Origin of the sequence: Rhodococcus sp. NPDC080181, assembly GCF_040702225.1 — a bacterium.
GTDB lineage: Bacteria > Actinomycetota > Actinomycetes > Mycobacteriales > Mycobacteriaceae > Rhodococcoides > Rhodococcoides fascians.
This window is the reverse complement of sequence record NZ_JBFBKN010000024.1, coordinates 39,311-61,326: the sequence shown is the minus strand read 5'-3', so window position 1 is coordinate 61,326 and position 22,016 is coordinate 39,311. Positions and strand designations below refer to the sequence as shown.

The window sequence follows — 22,016 nt, the reverse complement described above, 5'->3', positions numbered from 1 at the left end:
TCCCTGAATAACGCGCTAGACTATCCAAAAGGCACGAATTGCCGCGTCACAGGGCCTGTTTGCAGGTTCTGAATAAACTGTGGGGACTATCATGCGAGACAAATCAGAACAGGATCTGCGGTCGTGAACAGTGACAGTTCCGGGTTGCCGAGCGACATCGGCACCGACCAGACCGCACGTCTTGGCGAACCTGTGGCGTCGAACTCCAATCGTTGGGGACGGGCCGGGGAAGAGACACCTGGAGGCGTTGCGATCCTGGAAGACGGGTCGATCAATACCGAGCGGTTCTCGGAGGGGCCAGACACCGAACTGGAAGTGTCATGGTGGAACAAGCGGATGCTGTGGCAGGTGCGGCGTGAGCCAACCGGACATCGTGTCGTGGTTGCTCGTGTGGTGGAGAACATCTGGCGTGTCCACATCATGGTCGCAGGAGCGATCACCGTGCTCGCCGTGTTCGGCATGGTGATCATCGGAGGCCTGCCGCTGCTCTACGCTGCTGTGCTCGGTGTCGTGATGGCTTTGATCGGCTACGGGGCGCTGGCGTGGGAACGTCGCGCCGGCGACGAGAATGCCGGGATCGAGGAGATCATCGAGATGGACTCGGTGATGTGGGTCGGGGTGAGAAACAAGGTTCGTTCGGAGTACATCGCGTTCACCGAGGAAGGTCAAAAGCGCAGTTACAAGGAGGCGGTTGCTCACGCACGCACTCTGTACGAACGCAAATACGCCGACCCAGCGACTGGCAAGGTCGGCAAGACCTACGCCGCCGACGGCAAAGTCCTTCCGGTGAAGAAGTTCGTGGTGCCGAAGCAGATCACCGACGAATTCCTTGACAAGAGAACGCGTCTCGGACCTGACACGGTCGTAGACAAGATCAAGGGTCATCTGGTGCCCGCCCGTTTGGAGGGACACCGGAGGACCTTGCTGACGAGATACCGGCGCGAGCCCAAGCTCGTCGAAGCCATGGGGCGCGGCGTCCTGCGTTGCGAGTGCGCTGCGTGCGTGGTGCAGGCCGAACTGGGCATTGTTCCCGAACGGTCGGGGGCCGAAGCATCGCGGCGTCGAGCCGCGGCGGCGGCGGCGGCGAAGCAGGCCGACGCGCGCCCTGCCGATCCGGCCACGCGATTGGATCAGCTACGTCAGGCGGCCGGACATCTGCGCGGGACGGATCGTCAGAGCTCCGAGCCTGGAGTGAGCGCGGACGTCGCCAGGGCGCGCGAGGCGCTGGCGAAGACGGAAGAGACTTCTCGTAGACGCGAGCAGGATGAAGCCGCGCAGGAAGAGAAAGGGCTCGAGCGCGAGCGACGGGACGCTTCACGCGCTCGAGTATCAGGGCGGGCCAAGGAGACCACGGGGCAGAACGAGGGTGGAATCGCCGACCGTCCGATCAAAAAGAAGAAGGGCAAGGCCGCAGTCCTCACGGTGGCGGGGGTGGTCAGCGTGATCGTTGTGGCACTGGTGGCGGCCATCGTGCTGTCAGGCCGGTCGGATGAGACAGAGGTACCGACGATTTTGTTGCCCGAATCGTCGAGGCCCTCATCTGCTCCGACTACGACCCAACCGTCCCCGTCGACACCGGCGGCACTACCGACAAACGGCGAGGTGGTCGGCGTTGCGGTTCCGGCCGGGCCCGAGGACCCCGGTAGCCAGAAGGGCGGCGCAGCGGTGATCGCTGCGTACGACTACGCGTACTACGTCAAGCGTTCCGGCGCGGAGGCTGTCGCGATGTATGCGCCCGGCGCTCGCCCCGACGCTGGATTGGCACAGAACGCGATCGACGCCAACCCCGAAGGGACGCGCTATCAGCTCGCGATCACCCCGGTCGTCGTCGGCAAGGAATACGACGTCGTGTTGAAGGTCATGTGGCCGGGCTTACCGGAGACAGAAGCCCGCCAGAAATTCTTCACGACATATTCGGATGGAAAGTACTTTCTTTTGCGCCAGGCCTCCTGAAGGCCCTCGGAGCTGCGGCGATACAGTTTCCGACGTAACTCTCCAGAAGCATATAAAGTTTGTCCTTATGCTATTCTCGACCTCGGGTCTGGGTGCGCAACCGCGTACCGAAACGTAGTGGTATTGCCGGGGTTGGTTGATCTCGGCGTTCAGCGGGAGGAAACAGAAGATGAACGAAGCCGGAAACTCCGAGGCGCGGCCGAACCGCCACGCTCGGCGAGCTGCTGGCCAACGGGGGATGCACCGATTGAGTGCACCGCCTCGTCGAACCACTCTCGGTCTGGTCGGATTCGGAACGGCGTTAGCTGTCATGGCTGGCGGCGCAGGCACCGCCGGTGCAGACCCAATGTTCAACCCGGTTCCGCCGAGCGCGAGCAACCCGATGCCAGGAACCTCGAACCCCACGCCGCCGCCCACTGCTGATGTCGGTCCGGGAGCGATCGCGGATCCGCCGAGTGAGTCCGGATGGCGTCCGAACCCGTACTCGAACAACAAGCCCACCTATGTTCCGATCCAGAACTGGGCACCGGCACCCCAGCCCACATTCATTGGACCGGTTCAACTTCCGCCTCCGCCGCCCATGATCATGCCCGAACCCGGCATGGTGCGAGTCGGTAAATACCAGGAGGAAAAGCCTCCGTGGATGACCATGGCCGAGATGAACTCGATCAACCGCTGGGCGGCCTACACCGAGTCTCGAGTGGCACAGTTCTGGCTCAGTCAGGGCTTCTCCGCAGAAGAGGCGGATCGCCGGGCCGCGTCGATGACCGTCGGTGGAATCATCGGCGGAGGAGTCGGCGGCGCTGCAGGCTTCGCTGTCGGCGTGGTCCCTGGAGCGCTTGTCGGGGCAGGCGTCGGCGCTCTCGGCGGCCTGGCAGCAGGTGCGGGCACCGCGGCTGCATTGGGTCTTCCGCTCAACGCGTTGTTCCCGGTAGCGGGTACAGGTCTTTACGGCTCATTCATTGGCGTCGGCGCTCTCGCGGGAGCCGGAATCGGCACCGCAGTAGGAGCATTGGCGGGCGGTGTAGCAGGTGGTCTTCTCGTCGGAGTTCCCGCTGCAGCTGCGGGTGTGGGCCTGGGTTCGTTGTTCGGCGGCGGAGACCCGAATGTCCCGATCGATCAGCCTTGGACCTATCGCGACGGGCAGGGTGTCATCACGCCCAAGGCAAACGCCCTCGAATTCGATTGGGATGCAACGAAGTCGAATATGCTTCCGGGCGGCTGGGTTCTGCCGGAAGAGGCACACGTCAATGTCCAGATCAAGGACGACAACACCTACGTTCTCAAGCTCGGCGAAGAGCGGTGGCTCGGCGCAACCGAGGAACAGCGTGACCAGTTCTTCTACGGCGAGATGGACAAGACGCTGCCGGGTGCCGGCGACGTGGTCAAGGACTTCCTCGAAAACGAGAACGGGCCGGTCCAGAACGGCCTTCGAGCGGTGTTCGGTCAAATTGCCGGGGGTGACCCCGCGACCGCGCAGTACAACCCCGATGGCGACATCGCAGATCAGTCGGTGCGTGCCGAACGGACTCCATATCCGACCAGCTCGACACCCGATCCCTGGGATGAGCCGAACCGCGAGGGCGTGGACCAGCAGAACGAGATCAACCGAGTTGGCGAGCCGCTGCCGGGGCTCGGCGTAGCGCCGACAGTCGTTGCGGCACAGTTGACTCCCGAGATCGCCACCGTACCGGCATCGAAGGCCGTGAGCGCACCGGTTTCCGTGCTGCCACAGCCGGCACAGGCGGCACTGGACACGGCCCCCGAGCCCGTCCGTCAGGCAGTCAACGATGCACAGGCTGCACTCGGCGATCTGATTCCGGGAATCCTCGGCGCCTGAGCACCAACCCCGCACCAGCAGGACAGCCCCGCAGCGCGATCGCTGCGGGGCTGTCCTGCTTCGACAGGGCGAACACGAGAAAGACGAGATGACATGACCGCACGTACTGCCGAACGCACACAGTTCCTGTCGAGCCTTCTGAGCTGTGCAATCGAGAGCGGCCTTGAAAAGTGGGCGGAGGTTCACGAGTACCGATGCGGTGTTCTCGATACAACAACCGGACCTACGGCCACGATCCACGAGACGGTGTCGGACTGGTCGAACATGGCGGCGCGCGGAAGAGGTTCCGGCCGTGGGACTGTCGCACGGTACGAGGTCGGTCACGAGCTCGACATCGACATCGTGGCCAGGGGTATTCGTCTCATCGCATCGGGCAGGGTGAAGTACACCAACCCTGAATACCCGGCGGATCGCGACACTGAGGCGGTTCGGGGCCATGCACGTTTGCGTTGTCAGAACAGCTCCAATGGAGCGGATTGCGAGTTCGGAGGCTATGACGCCGCCGATGCCGACGCGATCGTGCAAGCAGGGCTGTTCGATGAACTGAAGTACAGGTGAACCGAGTCGTCAACGCTGCTCGTGAGAACCGAATCCAATTATTGCCCGAGATTCTCCGAAGGAGTATCTAGCCTGTTCAGAGCCGGTGTTAGGGTGACCAATAAGTAATTGGATCCATATACTCCGAAGAAAAGAGAGACGATGGTCGAGGCCATGACTTCGAGCAGAGTGATCGACCCGGGGGCGTATCCGTTGCTGGCGAAATACACTGCGGCTCTGCTACCGCCGGTCGGCCGAATCATCGGCCGTGAGGACGAGCGTCAACAGGTGCTGGCTTCGCTCAGCCGCCCTCGGCTGTCCAACATCCTGCTGCTGGCTCCGGCCGGCGCGGGAAAGACAGTCCTGGTCCAGGACACGATGCTCCACGACCCCGATCGGATCTATCTCGAAGTCGATTTGGCACGAATGAACGGTGGAGTGGGTCTTGCCGATCACATGGCCGGAGAGATCAAAGGACTCTTCGACGAGGCGGAAGCCTACGTTATGGCCGAGAGTCGGGAGCTGGTTCTCTTCATCGACGAGTTTCACCAGATCGTGCAGATGTCTCCCGCAGCCGTAGAAGCACTCAAACCTGTACTCGCAGCATCGGGTTCGCGAGGGTTGAAGATCATCGCAGCGACGACGTTCGAGGAGTGGATCGAGCACATACGGCCGAACAAACCACTCGACGAACGCCTGCAGCGCGTCAATCTGACACCGGCCAGTCGGGACATGACGATCGAAATCCTGCGCAGCTTCGCGGAAGAAGCGGGAGTTTCCGACCAGTTCGCTCGCAACGACGGGCTCTTCGGAGAGATCCACGACGTCACCAACAGATACATTCCTTCCTCGGTGCAGCCACGTAAGGCGATCGGCATTCTCGACGGCATGATCGGGTGGCATAGGCAGACCCGTGCACCGATGTCCCTGGCGTTGATGTCGAAGGTCCTTCGCCAGTCGACCGGCGTGAATCTCGAGTTCGCCATCGACGGATCGTCGATCAAGGCCGGCCTGGACGAGAAGGTGTATGCCCAGGACCTGGCGACAACCATCGTGTCGGACCAGTTGCAGCTGGTTGTGGCGGGACTGCACGACCGCAAACGGCCGAAGGGGCGGTTCCTTTTGACGGGCAGCACTGGTGTCGGGAAGACCGAATTGACCAAGCAGCTGGTGGATTTGCTGTTCGCAGACGACCTCAACAGGCTCATCCGATTCGACATGTCCGAGTTTGCGCTGGACTCATCGATGGACCTGTTTCGGTCCGAATTGACCAAGAAGGTCGTGTCGATGGGTGACGCGGTGATCTTGCTCGATGAGATCGAGAAGGCATCCCGCATGGTGCTGCGACTGATGTTGCAGGTTCTCGACGACGGACGGCTCAGTGACGATTCCGGTCGGCAGGTGAGCTTCTTGGACTGCTACATCGTTCTGACGACAAATGCCGGCAGCGAAGTGTTCAACACGATCAGTGACTACGCCTCCGACGACACGGGTTCGGGCGAGGGTCTTCAGGACTACATGAAGGCCATCGAAAACTCGATCCGCAGTGCGAACGACTTCCCGCCGGAGCTGCTCGGACGTTTGGACCGGATCGTCCCGTTCCAACCGCTATCGGACGCCACCAAACGAAAGATCCTGCAGCGCGGCCTGGACGAGCTGCAGAGGGACGTGTGGAACAAGCATGACGTGAAGCTCGGCATCCATCCTCGGGTGATCGAGTATCTGGCTATCGACGTGGGGGAGGCATCCGCGGACGCCGGAGGTGCGCGCGAATCGATGCGGGCCCTACAGGGGCAGATCAAGGTCGAGGTGGCGAAATACATCAACGCTCATCCGAAGGACAAGATCCTGTTGCTCGAGATCCACGGGGAGATGCGGGCCGAGAACCTCGAACTCCGTAAGTCCAAGGCTCGCCCCAGGGTTCGGGCCGATCAGCGAGGCCGGTGACCGGCGCGGATCACGAACCTAACAGAGAATTAGTGTCGGATCTTCCGACATATCAGTGTAATATTTCAGCAGGTGCTCGATAGGGCCGTTCGCAGGTGTCAGCAGGGTCCGGGTCGACCCTTCACACGGAGATCAGAGGTTTTCAATGGATGACGAAATCGACTTTTTCAGTGACGTCCGCATCGACGAACCAGAGGAAGCGACAGGTGCGGAGTCCGACGCGAGTGCAAGCCGTGGCATCAAATCCACGGTCGGACGCGTGGTCGGAGGGGCACGACTGCGGCTCTCGCGAGGTGACGGGACTGGCGATCTTCTCTCCTCGGACGCCCGGCTGGCCTCGGTGGTCAACGAGTCGACGCCGGGTGCAGCACTTGAGTTGCTGCGCCTCAACACAGCTTTCGCGTTTCCGGACCTCAATGCCTATGTCCTGCTTGTGCTTCCCACGGTCGGCGAGTTCGGTGGCCTCAGCCGTAGGAGCAAGGACGAAGCTCGCGGCACGATCATCAACCTGATTGCAGCCGACAATATCCATGCAGTCGTCACCGCGGAACTGCTCGCCGACGATGCACTCGGCATCGTGCCGGATGCGCAGTCGCTGGCACGCATGGACGAGATCGCCCTTCTCACAGAGGCGCGTTACCTGTATGCCGTCGCGTGCGAGGACGTGGACACAGGTGAAGTCAAAGTGTTCGTGGTACCACCGATCTCGGAGGAAACCGCGGTCAGCGGCCAGCTCTACGCGCAGGTCGTCGAGATCGCGGAGGGCCGACTCGACCTCTCGTCGGTACTCGACAAGACGCTCATCGCCTCGATGCTCACGATCTATCGATCGGCTGAAAGCACTGCGTCCGGAGCCGGAGCGCTGAACAAGGCCGAAGAGATAAACATGGAGTACCTGGCCGGCGCGTTCCAGCAGGGACGGTATCCGACAGCATCGGAATTGGTGGACAACCTTGCCAGCGAATTCGCCGAACTGGCCGCATACTCGGACGGTCCGAGCGTGGGCGGCAGACACAGTGCGGTTGCTGAGGAGTCGACTGCAACAACCGCGGACGAGGACGACAACACGGAAACCGTCGGCATCGAGGACTTCACCGACTTCGAGATGGGTGAGGACAATGCTGCTGCCGATCCGGTCGACTTCGAGCATGAACTCCACGAAGTCGAGTTCGACACCGATTCCGGCGATTACGACGCTGTCGGTGTCGACACGGCACCAGAGTTCGCGGAATCGGTGGGCGGCAATGAACCCCCGTGGTCCGAACCCGACTTCGCTGACGTACCCCCGAGCGGAAATGTTGACCCCGACCGTTTGACGCAAGCGGTAATCAAGGCGACCGAGGGGCAGATCGATTCTCTGCGTACCGATCTCACGGGTTTGCTTGCAGAGATGCAGAAGACGATTGCTCCCGCACGGCGTTCCACCGAGGGTGGCGTTCCGATAGCCGATGGCGTGGACCGATCAGCGTCGATTGCTGTCGAGCCGGGTGCCGAGTTCACGTATGACCAGGCACTGGAAGCGGCCGGTCGCGAATACAGAGACGACGATCTTGGGCTGGTGGTGGATCCACAGCCATTCAAGGAACGACTGGTTTCGCCGGTCCCACAAGTTCCGGTTCCCAAGGGTTCTCACACCCCATGGTTGGGCGAGCAAGCGGAGACGATGGCCGCAGTGTTCAACGAGCAGCTGCGCAAGCTGCACGTTGACAACGAGCGCCTGCTCTACCGGCAATTCATGCACCTGGCGGACCTTGCGGCTAAGGAGATCAGCTGGGAGTTCGATCCGCAGCGCAATCCCGGTTCCCGTTGGGGCAAAGTGCATTCGGCGATCCAATCGGATCGGGAAAAGATCGCAGAGCGTGCCGCGCCGGCAAAGATGCGAGCAGAAGATGCGGTGCGGGCGATGTGGGAGGGACGAGCGGAGTTGTTCGTCTCCGACGCCGCCGCTCGCGCTCGGCAGGAGTACGAACACCGCAACGGCGCTCATATCGAGGCCGACGTCCGCAAGGCCGGCGAGCAAGTGCTCGCGGATCTCGAAGCGATGGGCATGATGAATCTGGCTGAACTCAACGAGAGTAGAAGCGCTGCAGCCCGTTTGATGATGGACGAGAAGCTCTCCGACATCCTGCATTCGCTCGAGAGCAAAGCCCTCGAACAGCAGGCCAATGAGGCAGTGGCGTTCGAGGCTGCGCTCACCGCGGTGACGTCCTACGTCGAGGACCACCGCAAGGACGACCTTCTCCAGTCGGACGTGGCTGCGCGCAAGCTCGAAACCGACGCGCGGTACGCGCAACTGATGTCCGAGGCGCAGGCCCAGATCGCCGCCGCACGAACCGAAGCGGACACCCGGATCGAGATGATGCGGGTCGAGATGGTGCAGCAGAGCGCCGCTCACCAGCGCGGCCTCGAGCTCAAAACCAGCAACTTCGACCTGCAGATGAGTAATCAGAACCAGCGGGAGCAACACCTGCAGCGACGTCTCGACCAGAGCCTGGCCGATCGCGACAGCGAACTGCAGGAGGTAGCGAGCATGGCCAACGCGCGCGTGGAGATGGCCGAGAGGGCGCGGGACGAGGCCATCGCCGACAAGGAGACCATGCGCGAGCGCGATTCGCGCATGAACACCGCAGCACTGGTGCTCATCGTTCTGGGGGCGATCGTTCTGGTCAGCCTGGGCATCTTGGCCGGGGCATTTCTGATCTGACCGCCCACCGGACGGGAACGCAGACGAGCCCGTCCGGTCCTCGTATCACGTGACGAGCTGGACCACCGGCACTAGGAAGAAACGGAAACTGGCACATGAACGCCAAGAGCAGGCCGGGACGTAACTCGGACATCGACACCGCGCCGTCGAAGAAATACAAGGCGTCCAAGGGCAGTGGCAAGCTCGGCCCCAAGGCCTCGTCCTGGGATCGGATCCGCAACCGGAGCACCAAGGACACCATCGCGAACCGCGACGTGCACGGCGCACAGCAGCTCGAACGCGGTGAGATCGGACGTGTTCGCGGCGAAGGCCTACCCAAGACGGCCGCCATCGTCATCGGGATCCTCGCCGCCCTCCTTGCGTGGGTCGTCTGGGGCCTCGGAGGAGCGATCACGGGCACCGTGAGCAACTTGACGGACAGAGGGAGCTCGCAGTTCGAGGCGGAACTCAAACAGGCCAAGGAGCTCGGCGTTCAGCCGTACTTCCGAGTCCAGCAGCGCGGTCAGGACAGCGCGGTCGAGAAGACGTGCTACCTCCTTCTCGACCCGAACGGACAACCCGTCGACAACGACTGCAGTTTCGCGCTCGACGACATAGCGCGTCCGCAATGGCACGTAGACGCTACGCAGGCCGCGCGCGAGAGTGCAGGGGCACCGATGCCGCAGGTGGCGAAGAGCGACGGCTCAGTGGCCTCCTGGCTCAGCGGCGGACACGTGAGCCTTGTCCGCCTCCTGGCTACTCTGCTGGCAGGACTTGCTGCTTGGAGCGGCACGAAGGTGTGGCTGCTCCGCAAGCTCGATGCGCAGAATCTGATGTACGAGACCTCTGACATCAACCAGTACGACGACGACCAGCACATCGCTGTGCCCGAAGAAGTGATCAGGCAGTACGGGATCTTCCCTGATGTCGGGGCACACTCCTTCAGCGCACCGTCGTCTCTTCTCGGTCACGCGATGCTGTCGAGCAGAGGGGCGAAGAAAGTCCGGCTACTGCAGCGATACGAGTCCGACGTAATCGACGAGAACGGAGAGACGCTGCACTACAAGGGTGAGGTGATCCGCGACGAGAACGGTCACGCACTGTTCGATCAGGTGCCCATTCTCGATGAAGCGTTCGCGCACAAGCTGTTCGATGCCTCGGACCTCCCTGCAGACAAGTCGCTGCGGAAGTTCTTCAACCCGCAGAACATTCCGTACAACCCGGGTGGCGTGAATCGGGACAAGCAGGGCAGTCAGGCCACCATCGCCAAGCGCATCGACGAGGACTGGGTCTTCCCCGAGTACGAACCACAGCGGCCGGCCGGAGTCTATTTCGTCGACGAAGCGCCTGTGAACACGATGGTGCTGGCGATGACCCGAGCCGGTAAGGGACAGACCTACATCGAGCCGATGCTGGACATGTGGCAGCGCGAACGGCGACCCAACAACATGGTGATCAACGACCCGAAGGGTGAGTTGCTGGTCAAAAACTATGTGCGAGCTAGTGTTCGGGGCTTCCAAGTCGTTCAGTTCAACCTGATCAACGCACTCAAGACCGACATCTACAACCCCCTGGGCATGGCCGCCGAAGCCGCCCGCGAGGGCAACAGCACGGCCTGTGCTCTGTACGTGGAGAACATCGCAGAAGTCTTCTTTCCTGTCGACAACGCCGACGATCCTGTGTGGCCGAACGCCGCAAACAATGCGTTCAAGCGAACCGCCTACGGCATGATCGATTTCTACCTCGAAGAAGAGCGGCAGATGCGTAAGCAGGCCGCTGCCGAGGGGTGGGACCTGAAGGTGCTCGAGACCAAGCTCGATGAGAGCTGGGGCAAGGTCACTCTCTACAACTGCTACCAGCTGTTCGTCCAGCTTTCGGCCAAGAAGCTCAAGGACCCGATCACCAGGCTCAACGCCGAGGTGACTGCCGGCGCATTCGGAGACCTCGAGAACGATCTCGATGCCCAGGCAGCCTTCAACGAGGCCAACGAGCGTGCGAAAGAGCTCATGCCGATGTGGAACGGCGAGCAGGAGGTCGACATGCTGACCCTGTTCTTCAACGCCACGGACAAGCTGCCGGTCAATTCGATGCGGACCCTGGTGGGCAACTCGGACAAAGCACTTCGCGCGATGGGCGGTGCCGAGAAGATGCTTGCTTCGGTGTACGGCATCGCAATCACCGCTATGTCGTTTTTCGTCGACCCGACGATCTCCACACTGACCTCTGGGACGCTGAGCCAGAACATCGACCTGGGGGGAATGAGCTTCCCTCGCCGCTTCGGCGTCCGTTTCGATCAAAATTACGTGCGCCGGTACAACCTCATCGGTATGCAGGCGAAGTGGGATTCGTTCACCGACGCGAATTTCGAGGAGTCACTCGGAAAGGACTACGAGCACGAGGACACCGTCAGTCGAGAGGGTTGGGCGCGGGCGTTCTTCGAGGGCATTTACCCGAACGACATTGCATACCTGCGGCTGCGCTTGCTCAACACCGAGTCGGGCACTCTGGTCAAGACGTTCTACTTCCGGTTCACCAAGAGCTATCAGACCGACCTCAAGGGCCGGATCTACATCAAGGATCCGGTGCTGGAGACGAAGATCGTCAAGAACGGTCTGCTGGCGGAAATGGTGCCGGGGTCGGACTCGAAGATGGTCGTTGGCTCGACGACGTTCGAACAGGAAGTGCTCAACATCGACCAGCTCACACTCGATCAGATCAACTCCGGTGACAATGACCTGATCAAGAAGGTCAGGGGCTGGCGCAACGCGGTGCTCAGCACTCAGGTCCACTACTCGGAGAAGCCGAAGGCCGTGTTCCTGGTGACACCGCCGCATCTGATGAAGTACGCGAAACTGATTCTGATCCTGCTCAAGCAGTTGGTGGACCTGAATTTCGACAAGTCGTACATGACGAAATCGACCCAGAAGCCGCTGTACAAGACGCGGTACATGCTCGACGAGCTGGGTAACCTCCAGTCGGAGGGACACGGCATCGCCGGGTTCGAGACCATGCTCTCCATCGGTCTCGGCCAGGAGCAGCAGTTCACACTGATCCTGCAGACGTTGCAACAGCTCCGTGACGTCTATGGCGAGTCCGTGGACAAGATCGTGCAGGGCAATGCTGCAAATCTGGTCTTTCTCAAGTCCACGGACGATTCGATGCTCGACACCTTGCAGAAGATGAGCGGTACCCGCCACCAGGTGTACCGAGATTCCAAGTCCGTCACCAAGAACGCCGAGAAGGTGGCGTTCAAGACAGCGGGCACGGTGACGTACAACATGACGGCGAAAGAGATTCCGGTCATCAGCTACAACGATCTGGCGTTTCTACCCCCACGAAATTCGATCGTCTTTTCCGCCGGCGCTCCGCCGATCTGGAACCGCAACGAGACGATTCTGCCGATGAGTTTCGCCTTGTTCGGCAACACGATTGCGCAACCGGGCAAGGACTACTCGCTGCAGACCATCCCGACGCTGAGTTCGGCACGGGACTTCGACGTTCGACTGAACCAGCCGAACTTCTTCCAAATGGTGGAGAAGCGTATGGCGCAGGCCGCGGTGGCACCGGCAGCAGAAGACCTGTACCGCAACGCCTACGGGTACAGCGACTTCGACATGACACGTTTGGATCCGGACGTATCGAGCAACGAAGTCATGGACATCAATGACGTGATCCTCGGTCGCAAGTTGTACGAGAAGGCACGCGAGCGGAAGGCCGCAACCGACGTCTCGGCGGAAGCTGCGGAATTGGCGGCGATCTTCGGTGAAATGGAGCCACCGGCACCGCCAGTGGAGGATGCAGTGTTCGGTTTCGCAGAGCAGGAGGCGATGTTCGAGGCTGCGGCCGAAGCGACAGTCAGGGCCGCGACCGACGACGTCGAACTCGAACAAGAGCTGATCAGGCTCGAAGCGGACCGTACTGCGAGTGCGCAGAAAATCTACGCGGAGGGATGGGTCAGCAAGGACATGCTGATCGACCCGATCGGAGGCCGGGTGTACGAAGCGCTCGACAAGGAGCTGGCCGCAGCGTACGCGGAATGCTGGCGCGACTTCGATCGCGACGAGCTCTTCGCGCTCATGGGAGACAACTTGGTGCTCCGGAGTACCGGTGCACCGATGATCACTGCGCGCAGCGAGTCAGCAGCGATGCGTGATGCTGCACGCGCGGCTGCAGACGAGGGCTCACGGGTTCACATGGAGCAGGAGCCGGACCCCGACTCGATGGCGGCTCTGTCCGCGTACCGGATTCACCCTGAGTTCAAGAAGGTGCTCTCGGAGCAGTCCTCGTGGCGAGGGATCGCCGACGGGCACTTCGAGGCGGAGATGGCGAAGCAGATGAGTATCTCCGAGAATTAACTCGGAGTATTTTCTCGACAAAGGCCGGGGCGGCGAGAACGCCCCGGCCTTCCGCATGTCACGGGGGTGTATCGGTAGTTGTGGAGAATCCGCCAACTTGGTCGTATGTACTACTATAAGAATAGATCCGGTCGAACTGGCTCGTTCGACACACTTCATGAGACGGGGTTCTCCGTGGACGTCAAGGCTCGCGGCATTGGTCGCTACTTAAACGAATACACTTTCCACAGAGCTATCTCGGAGTATCCGAAGTGGCGCACGGCGCGGGGCGAGCAGGTGCCTGCGCTCCGGGCGAGCCAGGGCCGCGAAGCACGCCGTCGACTGGACGTAGCACTCGAACGCAGGGGTGCCACCATCGACAGGCTCGGCGAGGGTGGCCCCTCCGTCTTGATGGAGTCGATCGACGAAGCACTCGGTTCTATGTTCGAGGAGTACACCCCGCTGTTCCCGGACGCCGAGAGAGGCGCGGACCAAGTCAGCTACGCCAAGATCAAGGCGAGCTTCGGTACTTTCATCGGTGCTGGCGGCCAGACTCCAGCAGGTGGGGTGCGGCTCCCCGTGAGCCCGTTCGATCCGCGCTGGAGCCGGCGCGAGACGGTTCTCGGCCATGGCACACACCTCCTGTCCATCTCCGACGATGACGTACGCAGCGAGATCGGAGATGCAGTAACGGGTTTCGATCGGCTCGATCGTCTCGGCCCGTTGGGGGCATTCATGCTGCAGACGCTGGAGTCGGACCCCGAACGCGGTGAACCCCGCCAGGTAGGGGCCGCGATTACCGAGGCCGACGTGACCGGCTTGAGTGCGCTACGTCCGTACATGAGCGCGTCCGAGTACCGCGATCTCGCTCCGTGGGTGCTGGCCGGGGCACGAGAGAAGGGTCCGATGGGCCCAGCGGCACTGGAGCGTTCGCTTGCGATTCTCGATCACTTGGGTGAGTCGGGTACGGGCTACCGAATGGTCAAAGACCGGAACCCCGGGCAGATCGCAGCGTCGATCGTGGGAAGCAAAGCATCGGTGCGAATCGCTGATGTGGCGGCGAACGATGTGTGGGTCGGTCGTGTGTACGACGACGGCATTGCGACCTACTACTCCGACAAGAAGGGGAAGGGTGCAGCAATTCACGCGGCCTCTCCTGAAGAGGCCGTGTCGCTGCTGCGGTTCGCTCTCGGAGAGCAGGTACAGCGACTCGACGGGCAGGGGACCATCGGTGTCGTCGGGCCACGTGACCGGTCGGCACCCCGTCAGCGACAGAACAGCTATCACGTCGGATCGAAGAACGAGTCGATGCTCGAAACACGACAGGGTCTGTGGATACGACGAGATGCGAAGGTAGTCAGCCAGCGCACGACGTGGTTCGAGAGCCCCGAAGCCGCCGAGGAATATCTTCGTGACGCGGTTGCGTCGGCCGCCGAGGGCGTCAGCGCGGCCATCGACGTGGAAGGCCTGATCTCCGAGGCAAGAGCGAACGCCGGGGATCCGGACTACGTGCCGGACTTCTCCGGTGCGCCGGAAGATGTTGTCGCACTGGCACAGGACTACTGGCGACTGTTGACCGATCCCGACTCGGGCGTACTACTACTCGACCCGGGCGCGACGGCCGCGGACTACGCGCAGGCTGTCGCCGACGGTGACGATGCGGCTGCCGCGGCGGTCAGCTCGGCCATGGATGCAGGGCCGCATCCGCAGGACAAGGTGCGTGCTCATGCAGAGCTAGTCGCGACGTCGATGGTCGGTAGCTACGAGATCGGTGACGACGGAAAGCGATTCGATCCGGTACGGGTCGCACAGTTCATGGCAACCGAACACAACATGTGGCGCAACAACGACGACATCGTCGAAGCCTGCGCCAAGGCCGGGATTCCAGCGGAGCAGCTGCGCGGCGACGGCTACTACAACAAGATGGTCGCCGACAACCTCATCAAATTCGACGCGGAGACCGCGGTCGACGTCGAGGAACATCCATCGGCACTGATGCGTGCGATGGGTGCGCGAGTGAAGGCGGCAATCGAGCGCGGTGCCGCCGAGGTGACCAGCGTGCAGGTTGACGACAACGGGATCATGGTGTGGCAGGCCGAGCGACGAGTCGGAGAGGACGACAACCGTTCGATCGGTGCAACCGGCGAAGAGGTCAACCGCAAGAAGCGGTACGTCACAGGCACCATCGGTCAGATCTTCGATCGCGGAGCCAACAACGAGGTCGTCACGAAGTTCGCCGGCGGCGACAACTTCCTGTTCATGCCCGGATTCGAGGCGTCCGTGGTCTCGCAGAAGCCGGGAGAGAACCTGAGCCTAGAACAGCGCACGCGAGTCAAAGGCTACGAGCAGGTGCTCGGTGAAACGATCGAAGCGACCATCGCCAAGGACATCGCGAATCCGCGCAGTGAGGTCGGCCGTGCAACGTCTCTGAACTCGACGATCCGTCGACTTGCGACGAACCGTCACCAGGTCGACTTCTTCGAGCGCTCAGCCGAAGAAGGGCTGTCCGAGCAGTGGCGCGACGCGATTCTGTCCACCGAGGCGCGGCGCGTGCGGTACCCCACCGAGCTGGCCAAGGGCTCGAACGCACTCAAGCACCGTCAGGCGCAGAACGATCCGAAGTTCGACGAGCTCAACGACAACGGCCGTGATCCGCTGATCCTGACGGGCATGAGGAACATGAGTGTCCTCGATCGTGACGCGGGATCCGGAATCTTCGATCCGATGATGACCGGTATGGCCGAGAACCAGGGCGTCGTGCGCTATCTGACTCCCGGTGCCACCATCACCGCGGACGGGTCTCTGCTTCCCAGTCCGACGCCGGAGGCTCGAGTACCGATCGCGGCGCACGAGGGCGCATGGGCGATGGGGTTCGATCCCCACGATCGACAGAACATGACCTTCTCCAACGTCATGCAGGCCTCTGCGGTCGTCGAAGGTGCGAAGACGGCGATGGCGCAGATCGGCGGTTGGAACTTCGAGGACGGCATTGTCGTGTCGCAGGACTTCGCCAGGGAGCATCTGATCCGAGACACGACCGGACAGATGAGGCCTCTGACCATCGGCGACAAGCTCAGCGACTTCCACGGCAACAAGGGCGTGATCAGCCTAATCGTAGATCGTGAGATGGACCCGCAGACGTCCGCGGATCTCGGACTGACGGAGCAGGTCGAGATGTTCCGGGCCAATCCGGACCTCGACGTCGTCATGAGCCCGTTCTCACCGATCAGCCGTTTCAACGGCGGTACCGCACGCGAGCTGATGCAGTCGCCTGCGGATCTGTTCGTTCGCGATGAGCAGGGCGAGATGACCGCGATCCCCGCAGCGATGGGCGAGCTGAACCTGATCGTCACCCACATGGCGGTCGACGCGAAGACGAACGTGTACGACGCCGAAGCGATGGCTCAGGGCAAGGGCCGCAAAGCGTCCTCACAGCTGGCATGGGCGTTGCAGAGCCAGGGCGCGTACGAGGTAATGCGGCAGTTTTACGGGGACAACACTTCCGGCCTCGCCAATGTCCGCGAGTACATGTTGGTGTTGGGTCTCGACGTCGAGCCGGACGGATCACTCAGGTCCGAGCCGACTCCGCAGGCGCTTGCCGAGCGCAAAGTGTTCGAGATCCCGGCCCCGATCAGATTCGCCCGCAGCAAGTCGTTGCCCGAGGATCAGCTACCGCGCATCAACAACGCGGCGATGGGTGAGGCCTTCGGTGAAGCGATCAGCCGTAGTGGCGGTCTGATGGAGCTACCGTTCGCACTCAAGCTCGCCAGTGGCGGTGCCACCCAAGTCTCGCCGGTGAACGCCGGCCGGTGGGTGTTGCCGGTGCTGAGTTCACGGCTGCGCAGCGAGCAGGACATGGTGGACGGCACGGTCAGTCGGCACGACCACACCAAGCTGTACATGTCGATTTCGGAAAGCGCGACGGCCTACCTCGAGGCGGAACGTCTGCGTGACGAGGCACTCGCCAAAGGCGACACCACCGGAGCTGCACGCCAGAGCGAGGAGATGGGAGCACGGCAGGCCGACGCCCAGCGTTCCTACAACTCGATCTCGGCTGACGTCATCTCTCGCCGTGTCGAATCCAAGAAGAACATGTTCAAGGAATCGATCATGTCCAACCGGCTCTCGCACTCGGCGACGGCGGTGTGGACCGGAGATCCGCGGCTCGAGGTGGATCAGGTCGCGATGAACTCGGCGATGGCTGTCGAGCTCGGAGTTCCGATGATGACCCGGGAGGATGCAGCCGAGGCAGGAGTCGAGTACACCCCCGGAACGCCGCGTGACGATGGCTACGTGCTCGTGTGGCGCGATCCAGTTCTACGCGACGGCGGTGTCCGGTACCTGCGGGTGAGCATCGACGACTCGCTCACCGGTGTCGCGGTCAACCCCGTGTCGGTCAAGTCGATGGACGGCGACTTCGACGGTGACTCCGTCGGCCTGGTCGGAAATCTGAGTCCGTACGCGCACTTCGAAGCGCTCGACAAGCTGACGGTCGAAGCCAACCTGCTGGACAAGGGTGCCCGAACCACGATCGGTGTGTGGGAGCGCGACGATCAGGGTCTGATGAGGCGCACGGGCGAGCGTGAGGTCTACCCGCTGAGCTTGCACACCTCGCTCGATGTCGAAGTTGCTTGCTACGAGAACGTCGAGCGCAGAGCCGATCTGGAAGGTTTGATCGGCGAGGCCAACGACAACGAGCAGGCCCGTCGTGACGGTCGAATGAGCGCCGAAGAATTCTGCGACGCCAATCGTGCCGTGATGGCTGCTCTCAGCGAGTCGGTTTACGGAGAAGGCATGGCGGACACCAAGAACCGGGTTGTGCTGCGATTCGGTGACCTCGGTGACCACCTGGAATCGGTGAAGGGTTGCTACGAGCGCGGCGGTAAGGGCAGCGTCTCGAAACTGCGCGAGTATGCCCAGTATCTCGGTACCGATCTCGACATCGCGGACGACGGGACCATCGCACGTTGCGCCGATGTCGGTATTCCCGATCCGAAGGTATTCGATGAGAAGTATCGAGGCTCTCAGGCTGCGACCGCGTTCAAGTCGCAGATCACGGGGATCGCGGGTTCGATCAGCCAGAGCGCGATCCAGCTTGCGAGGGCACAGGGACTGGTCACTGCGGCGTGCGAAATAAGTTATCCCGCAACCCAATCCGTTCTGCAGGCCAAACACGACCCTGTCGACGCGGCATATCGCGCGGACATCATCAGCGGTGCTGCCAAGGATCTGTGGCGTGGCAACAAGATGAGGGCGACACCGGACGAGAACGGGCGACACCGCTGGGAGGTTCTCCGTGACGAACGGGGCCAGCCCTTACAGGCGACGTCGAAGCAGTGGACCGAGCAGTTCATGAGCATGTATGCCGACAAGGCCGGTATGGGTGTGTCCATCGTGCGTGAGCACGTGGAGGCGATGGCTGCGGCACTCAGCGATACGACGGGAACGATGTTCCGCACGGACCGCCAGTCGTGGGAGGACTGGCCTGACGACGCCAGGCCACTGACTCTGGATGCGCTCGCATACGGCGGCAAGTTCGACGATCTGCTCGAAGCAGCGCAGGCCCGCGGCAAACTGTTCGAGGGTGTGAACGCGTCGTTCGCGCCGACCACAGTGCTCGACAACATCGAGCTCGATGCCCAGCTGCAGGCTGCTGGCGTCGAACGATCGGATTCGGTGGAGTACGCGGCCATCGGACGAGCCGACACGTACCTCGAACACCGCCCGAAGCTGCTGCGTTCGGAGTGGACCGCTCGGACACGCAGTGCAGCCATGGGTCACTCGTCACGACCGGATCCGTTCCTGAAGCAGAGCGCGAAGGATGCTCGCGCAACACGGCCGGGCATCGACCCAGCTGCCCCCGCAGTGGGGTCGGTGACCACACACACGGCAGTCACGAAGCCCGTGGTCCCGGCCGGTGGCAACACGAAGGACGGACGTTCTGCGACACCGTGGAACAAGCTCGCGGCCGAGGCTGACGCGATCGCAGCAGGATCCGCGGCCCGCAGGATGGAACACGAAGGAATGGGAGCGTAACGGCGTGGCAGTCGATTTCAGCGCCGAACCGAGCCCCGAAGGGCTGGAGCTCGCAGCCCGATTGCGACGGGAAAGGCGGCAACGGGACAAGGCCGCTGAGGACAGACTTGCAGCAGCAGAGGAACAGGCACTGCTGGACGAGGGGCGGGTCAGCGAAATACCCTCCGCTTCCCGAGTGGCAACGGAGTCAGACACCGAGGACGACGACGTCGATCGGGATAGGCCGGATGAGCCGCGGAGGCCCACGCCGTCGGTCCCCAACGAACGGATCGTGGAACCGGTGGCCGGGCCATCCATTCAAGCTCGGCTCGACGAGTTGGCGGCGGTCTCACATGCCATGTCGCGCAAGCGAACCGCTGACAGACAGCGCTGACCGAGGGCAAATCAGGCACGCGAGTACAGATCAGGCGAACACGAACTCAGAAAGAGCGACACCGGGCGCACGGGTGTCCCTGCGAGAAATGGGGAAGCAACGATGACCGCACCGATAGGCTCGCCGAGCCCGATACCGAGACAAGCGCCGGAGCCGACTCCGGCAGCGCAGCCAGGGCTCAAGAAGCGCCAACCACGCGGAATCGAAAAGGCTCGGGCGGAAGCGGAACCCGCCCGAGAGCCGGCGTTGGCAGAGGAAGAGCCGATCGACGGTGTCGACCTCGCGGACCAGGTCTTCGCGGACGTCATTCCCGGACCTCCTGCCCCGAATACCCAGCCAGCCACCGACGAATCGAAAGCAGCCGTCGCGCGAGAAGCTACGGCCAGACGTCAGGCAGTGACGAAAGGCTTGCGAGACGAGGCGGTCAGGAACCGGCTCTTTTCTGGAGAGAACGCCAAGCGCAGCCCGAAGGAGAAGGCCGGCCTACTGAGCGAGCGGCACGACCAGTACACGCAACTGATGGCACTGAACTGCATCAAACCCATGGCGCAGGGGATAGATGCGAGCACATTGACGGAGGCAGTGTCGACCGCCGCTGTGATGTGGGCCCTGAGCCCCCGCTTCCGTGAGCTGATGGCCGACTACAACACCAAGATCAACGACGCACTACGTGTGACTCGATCGAAGAATCTCGACAACAACACGCGGGTTCCACTGGGGAGCAGCCGGGAGACGGTCGAGGCGGCACAAACGACGGCGCAGCGCGAAGACAAGGCGATGCTCGATCAAGTCGCGGCAGTACTGAAAGGCGCGGAGTCGGTACCGTTCTCCACCGAAGCCGCCGCGATGTCCTTGCTGCAGATCCACGAAGACGCCTACGTCGCGATGCGCGAAGGCGAAGATCCCGACGCGGTCACGGCGAGCCTGAAGGAGACGGTCGACGAGCTCAACGACATTTGGAAGTCGCAGAAGCTCGACCCACAGTTGGTCACCGCGACCGCGCGCACCCTGGCAGGGCGGACCGACGGGGTGGAAGATCTGCGCCTGGCGCAGTTCGTCGAGACTGCTGGCGGCAGCGTCCGCCCGAGTCAGCAGAGCGTGGTTACCGGTAGTGGAGGCGCTGCGGTCGCTTCGTGGGGCGGGCAGTGGTCGATGGCCGCAGGCAAGCTCCTCGACAGTGCCAGGTCGCGCATGTTCGAGGTGCGCAGAGTCGCCGATGCACGGAGCCACCAGGATTCGCTGAGCACGTTGGTCTTTCAAGATCTAGCTCTGGCATCGAAAGCCGGTCCGGCCGAGCTGCGCAAAGCGGTGATCGGGCACCTGGCGTCGTGGGAACTGCGGGACTACAACCTCGATCCCAGCGGAATCGGTGGTGCATCGAGGGACAGGTCTGTTGCCTGCGCACAGCGCAGCCGAGTTGCGTACGCAGCGATGGCCGACGACGGCATCGACGAAGGAATTCGCCAGACGGTCGCCTCCAATGCACTGATGAACGGGATGAAAGCCTTCGAGACAGCCGAACCCGAGGCGGTTGCTCTCATGTCGAAGCAGTTCGGGGACAGTCACAGTGAGGCTGTGGCTGAATTGGTGGCGCGGGGGAGGGAGCGAGGCAAACACGTCCCTGTGCGCCCCCTGATCTTCGAGCCGGTCAATCGCGAGCACGCAGCGAAGATGGTCGGGCAGCCTGCAGCGCCGTCGGAACAAGCACGCGAGTTGGGTACCGAGGCCCCTCGACCCAGTGCGCTGGCTCCGTGGGGTCCACGGGCACATCCCGATGTTCTGGCGGCAGAGCGGACGAATCGTCAAGGAGGCGAGGCTCTCGCCCCACGACGTGTCGTCAACGTTGCACGGCCGCAATCGGTTCGGCGCGGAGTCGACAGACGAGAGCCGCTGGACCGAACTAGTGTGGCGACACCCGGGCGGAGTGCCGGTACAGAAAGGCAGGATCAAGCTCCGACACGATCGGAGTCCCCGAGAACGCCGATACCGGAGCACCCTCGTCAGGGGCGGACGAGTGAACCAATCCGAGCAGAGCACACTGTGGGCCGCCACGCCCGCCGCGACGAGGCCAGCGCCGGGGCTCCAGCGCCGGCATGGACCCCGCCAACATCGAGCGCCCCGCGGTCACCGTGGGAGCCCGGCCCTGATGTTGCAGGTGTAGGGAAAGGTCTTCGGCCACAGCCGGAAAAGCGTGCGACCCCACCCGCTCTCGGGGGAAATGCTGCAAAGGCAACCAACCGAGAGGTCGGCCCTGAGCCGACTACCTGACCGCCAAAGCGACGTAAACCAAGACCAAGAAACTGATGTCCGAAA

Annotated in this window: 8 protein-coding genes; all 8 read left to right on the top strand. The window is 62.4% G+C overall.

Going from position 1 to position 22,016, the window contains the following annotated elements; translation table 11 throughout:
• The first annotated feature begins 123 nt into the window (after positions 1–123).
• Positions 124–1,953, top strand: coding sequence for a hypothetical protein (locus AB0O58_RS22205; RefSeq protein WP_366238818.1), 1,830 nt, complete (start codon positions 124–126; stop codon positions 1,951–1,953).
• A 169-nt stretch (positions 1,954–2,122) separates the two neighbouring features.
• Entirely contained in the window at positions 2,123–3,793 is a 1,671-nt protein-coding gene (locus tag AB0O58_RS22200; protein WP_366238817.1) for a hypothetical protein, read from the top strand.
• A 93-nt stretch (positions 3,794–3,886) separates the two neighbouring features.
• Positions 3,887–4,351, top strand: coding sequence for a hypothetical protein (locus AB0O58_RS22195; protein ID WP_366238816.1), 465 nt, complete (start codon positions 3,887–3,889; stop codon positions 4,349–4,351).
• Between the two features lie 153 nt (positions 4,352–4,504).
• Positions 4,505–6,277 (top strand): AAA family ATPase, encoded by a 1,773-nt coding sequence (locus AB0O58_RS22190; protein ID WP_366238815.1) that lies wholly within the window; start codon positions 4,505–4,507, stop codon positions 6,275–6,277.
• A gap of 145 nt (positions 6,278–6,422) precedes the next feature.
• A complete protein-coding gene (locus tag AB0O58_RS22185) occupies positions 6,423–8,981 on the top strand; it encodes a hypothetical protein (RefSeq protein ID WP_366238814.1) in 2,559 nt (852 codons plus the stop codon).
• Between the two features lie 95 nt (positions 8,982–9,076).
• Positions 9,077–13,315: a type IV secretory system conjugative DNA transfer family protein gene (locus AB0O58_RS22180; protein ID WP_366238813.1), complete on the top strand. Its 4,239-nt coding sequence runs from the start codon at positions 9,077–9,079 to the stop codon at positions 13,313–13,315.
• Positions 13,316–13,591: 276 nt separating this feature from the next.
• Positions 13,592–19,330, top strand: a complete 5,739-nt coding sequence (locus tag AB0O58_RS22175) for a hypothetical protein (protein WP_366238812.1) — start codon at positions 13,592–13,594, stop codon at positions 19,328–19,330.
• Positions 19,331–19,805: 475 nt separating this feature from the next.
• Positions 19,806–21,971, top strand: coding sequence for a hypothetical protein (locus AB0O58_RS22170; protein WP_366238811.1), 2,166 nt, complete (start codon positions 19,806–19,808; stop codon positions 21,969–21,971).
• The last annotated feature ends 45 nt before the right edge of the window (positions 21,972–22,016 follow it).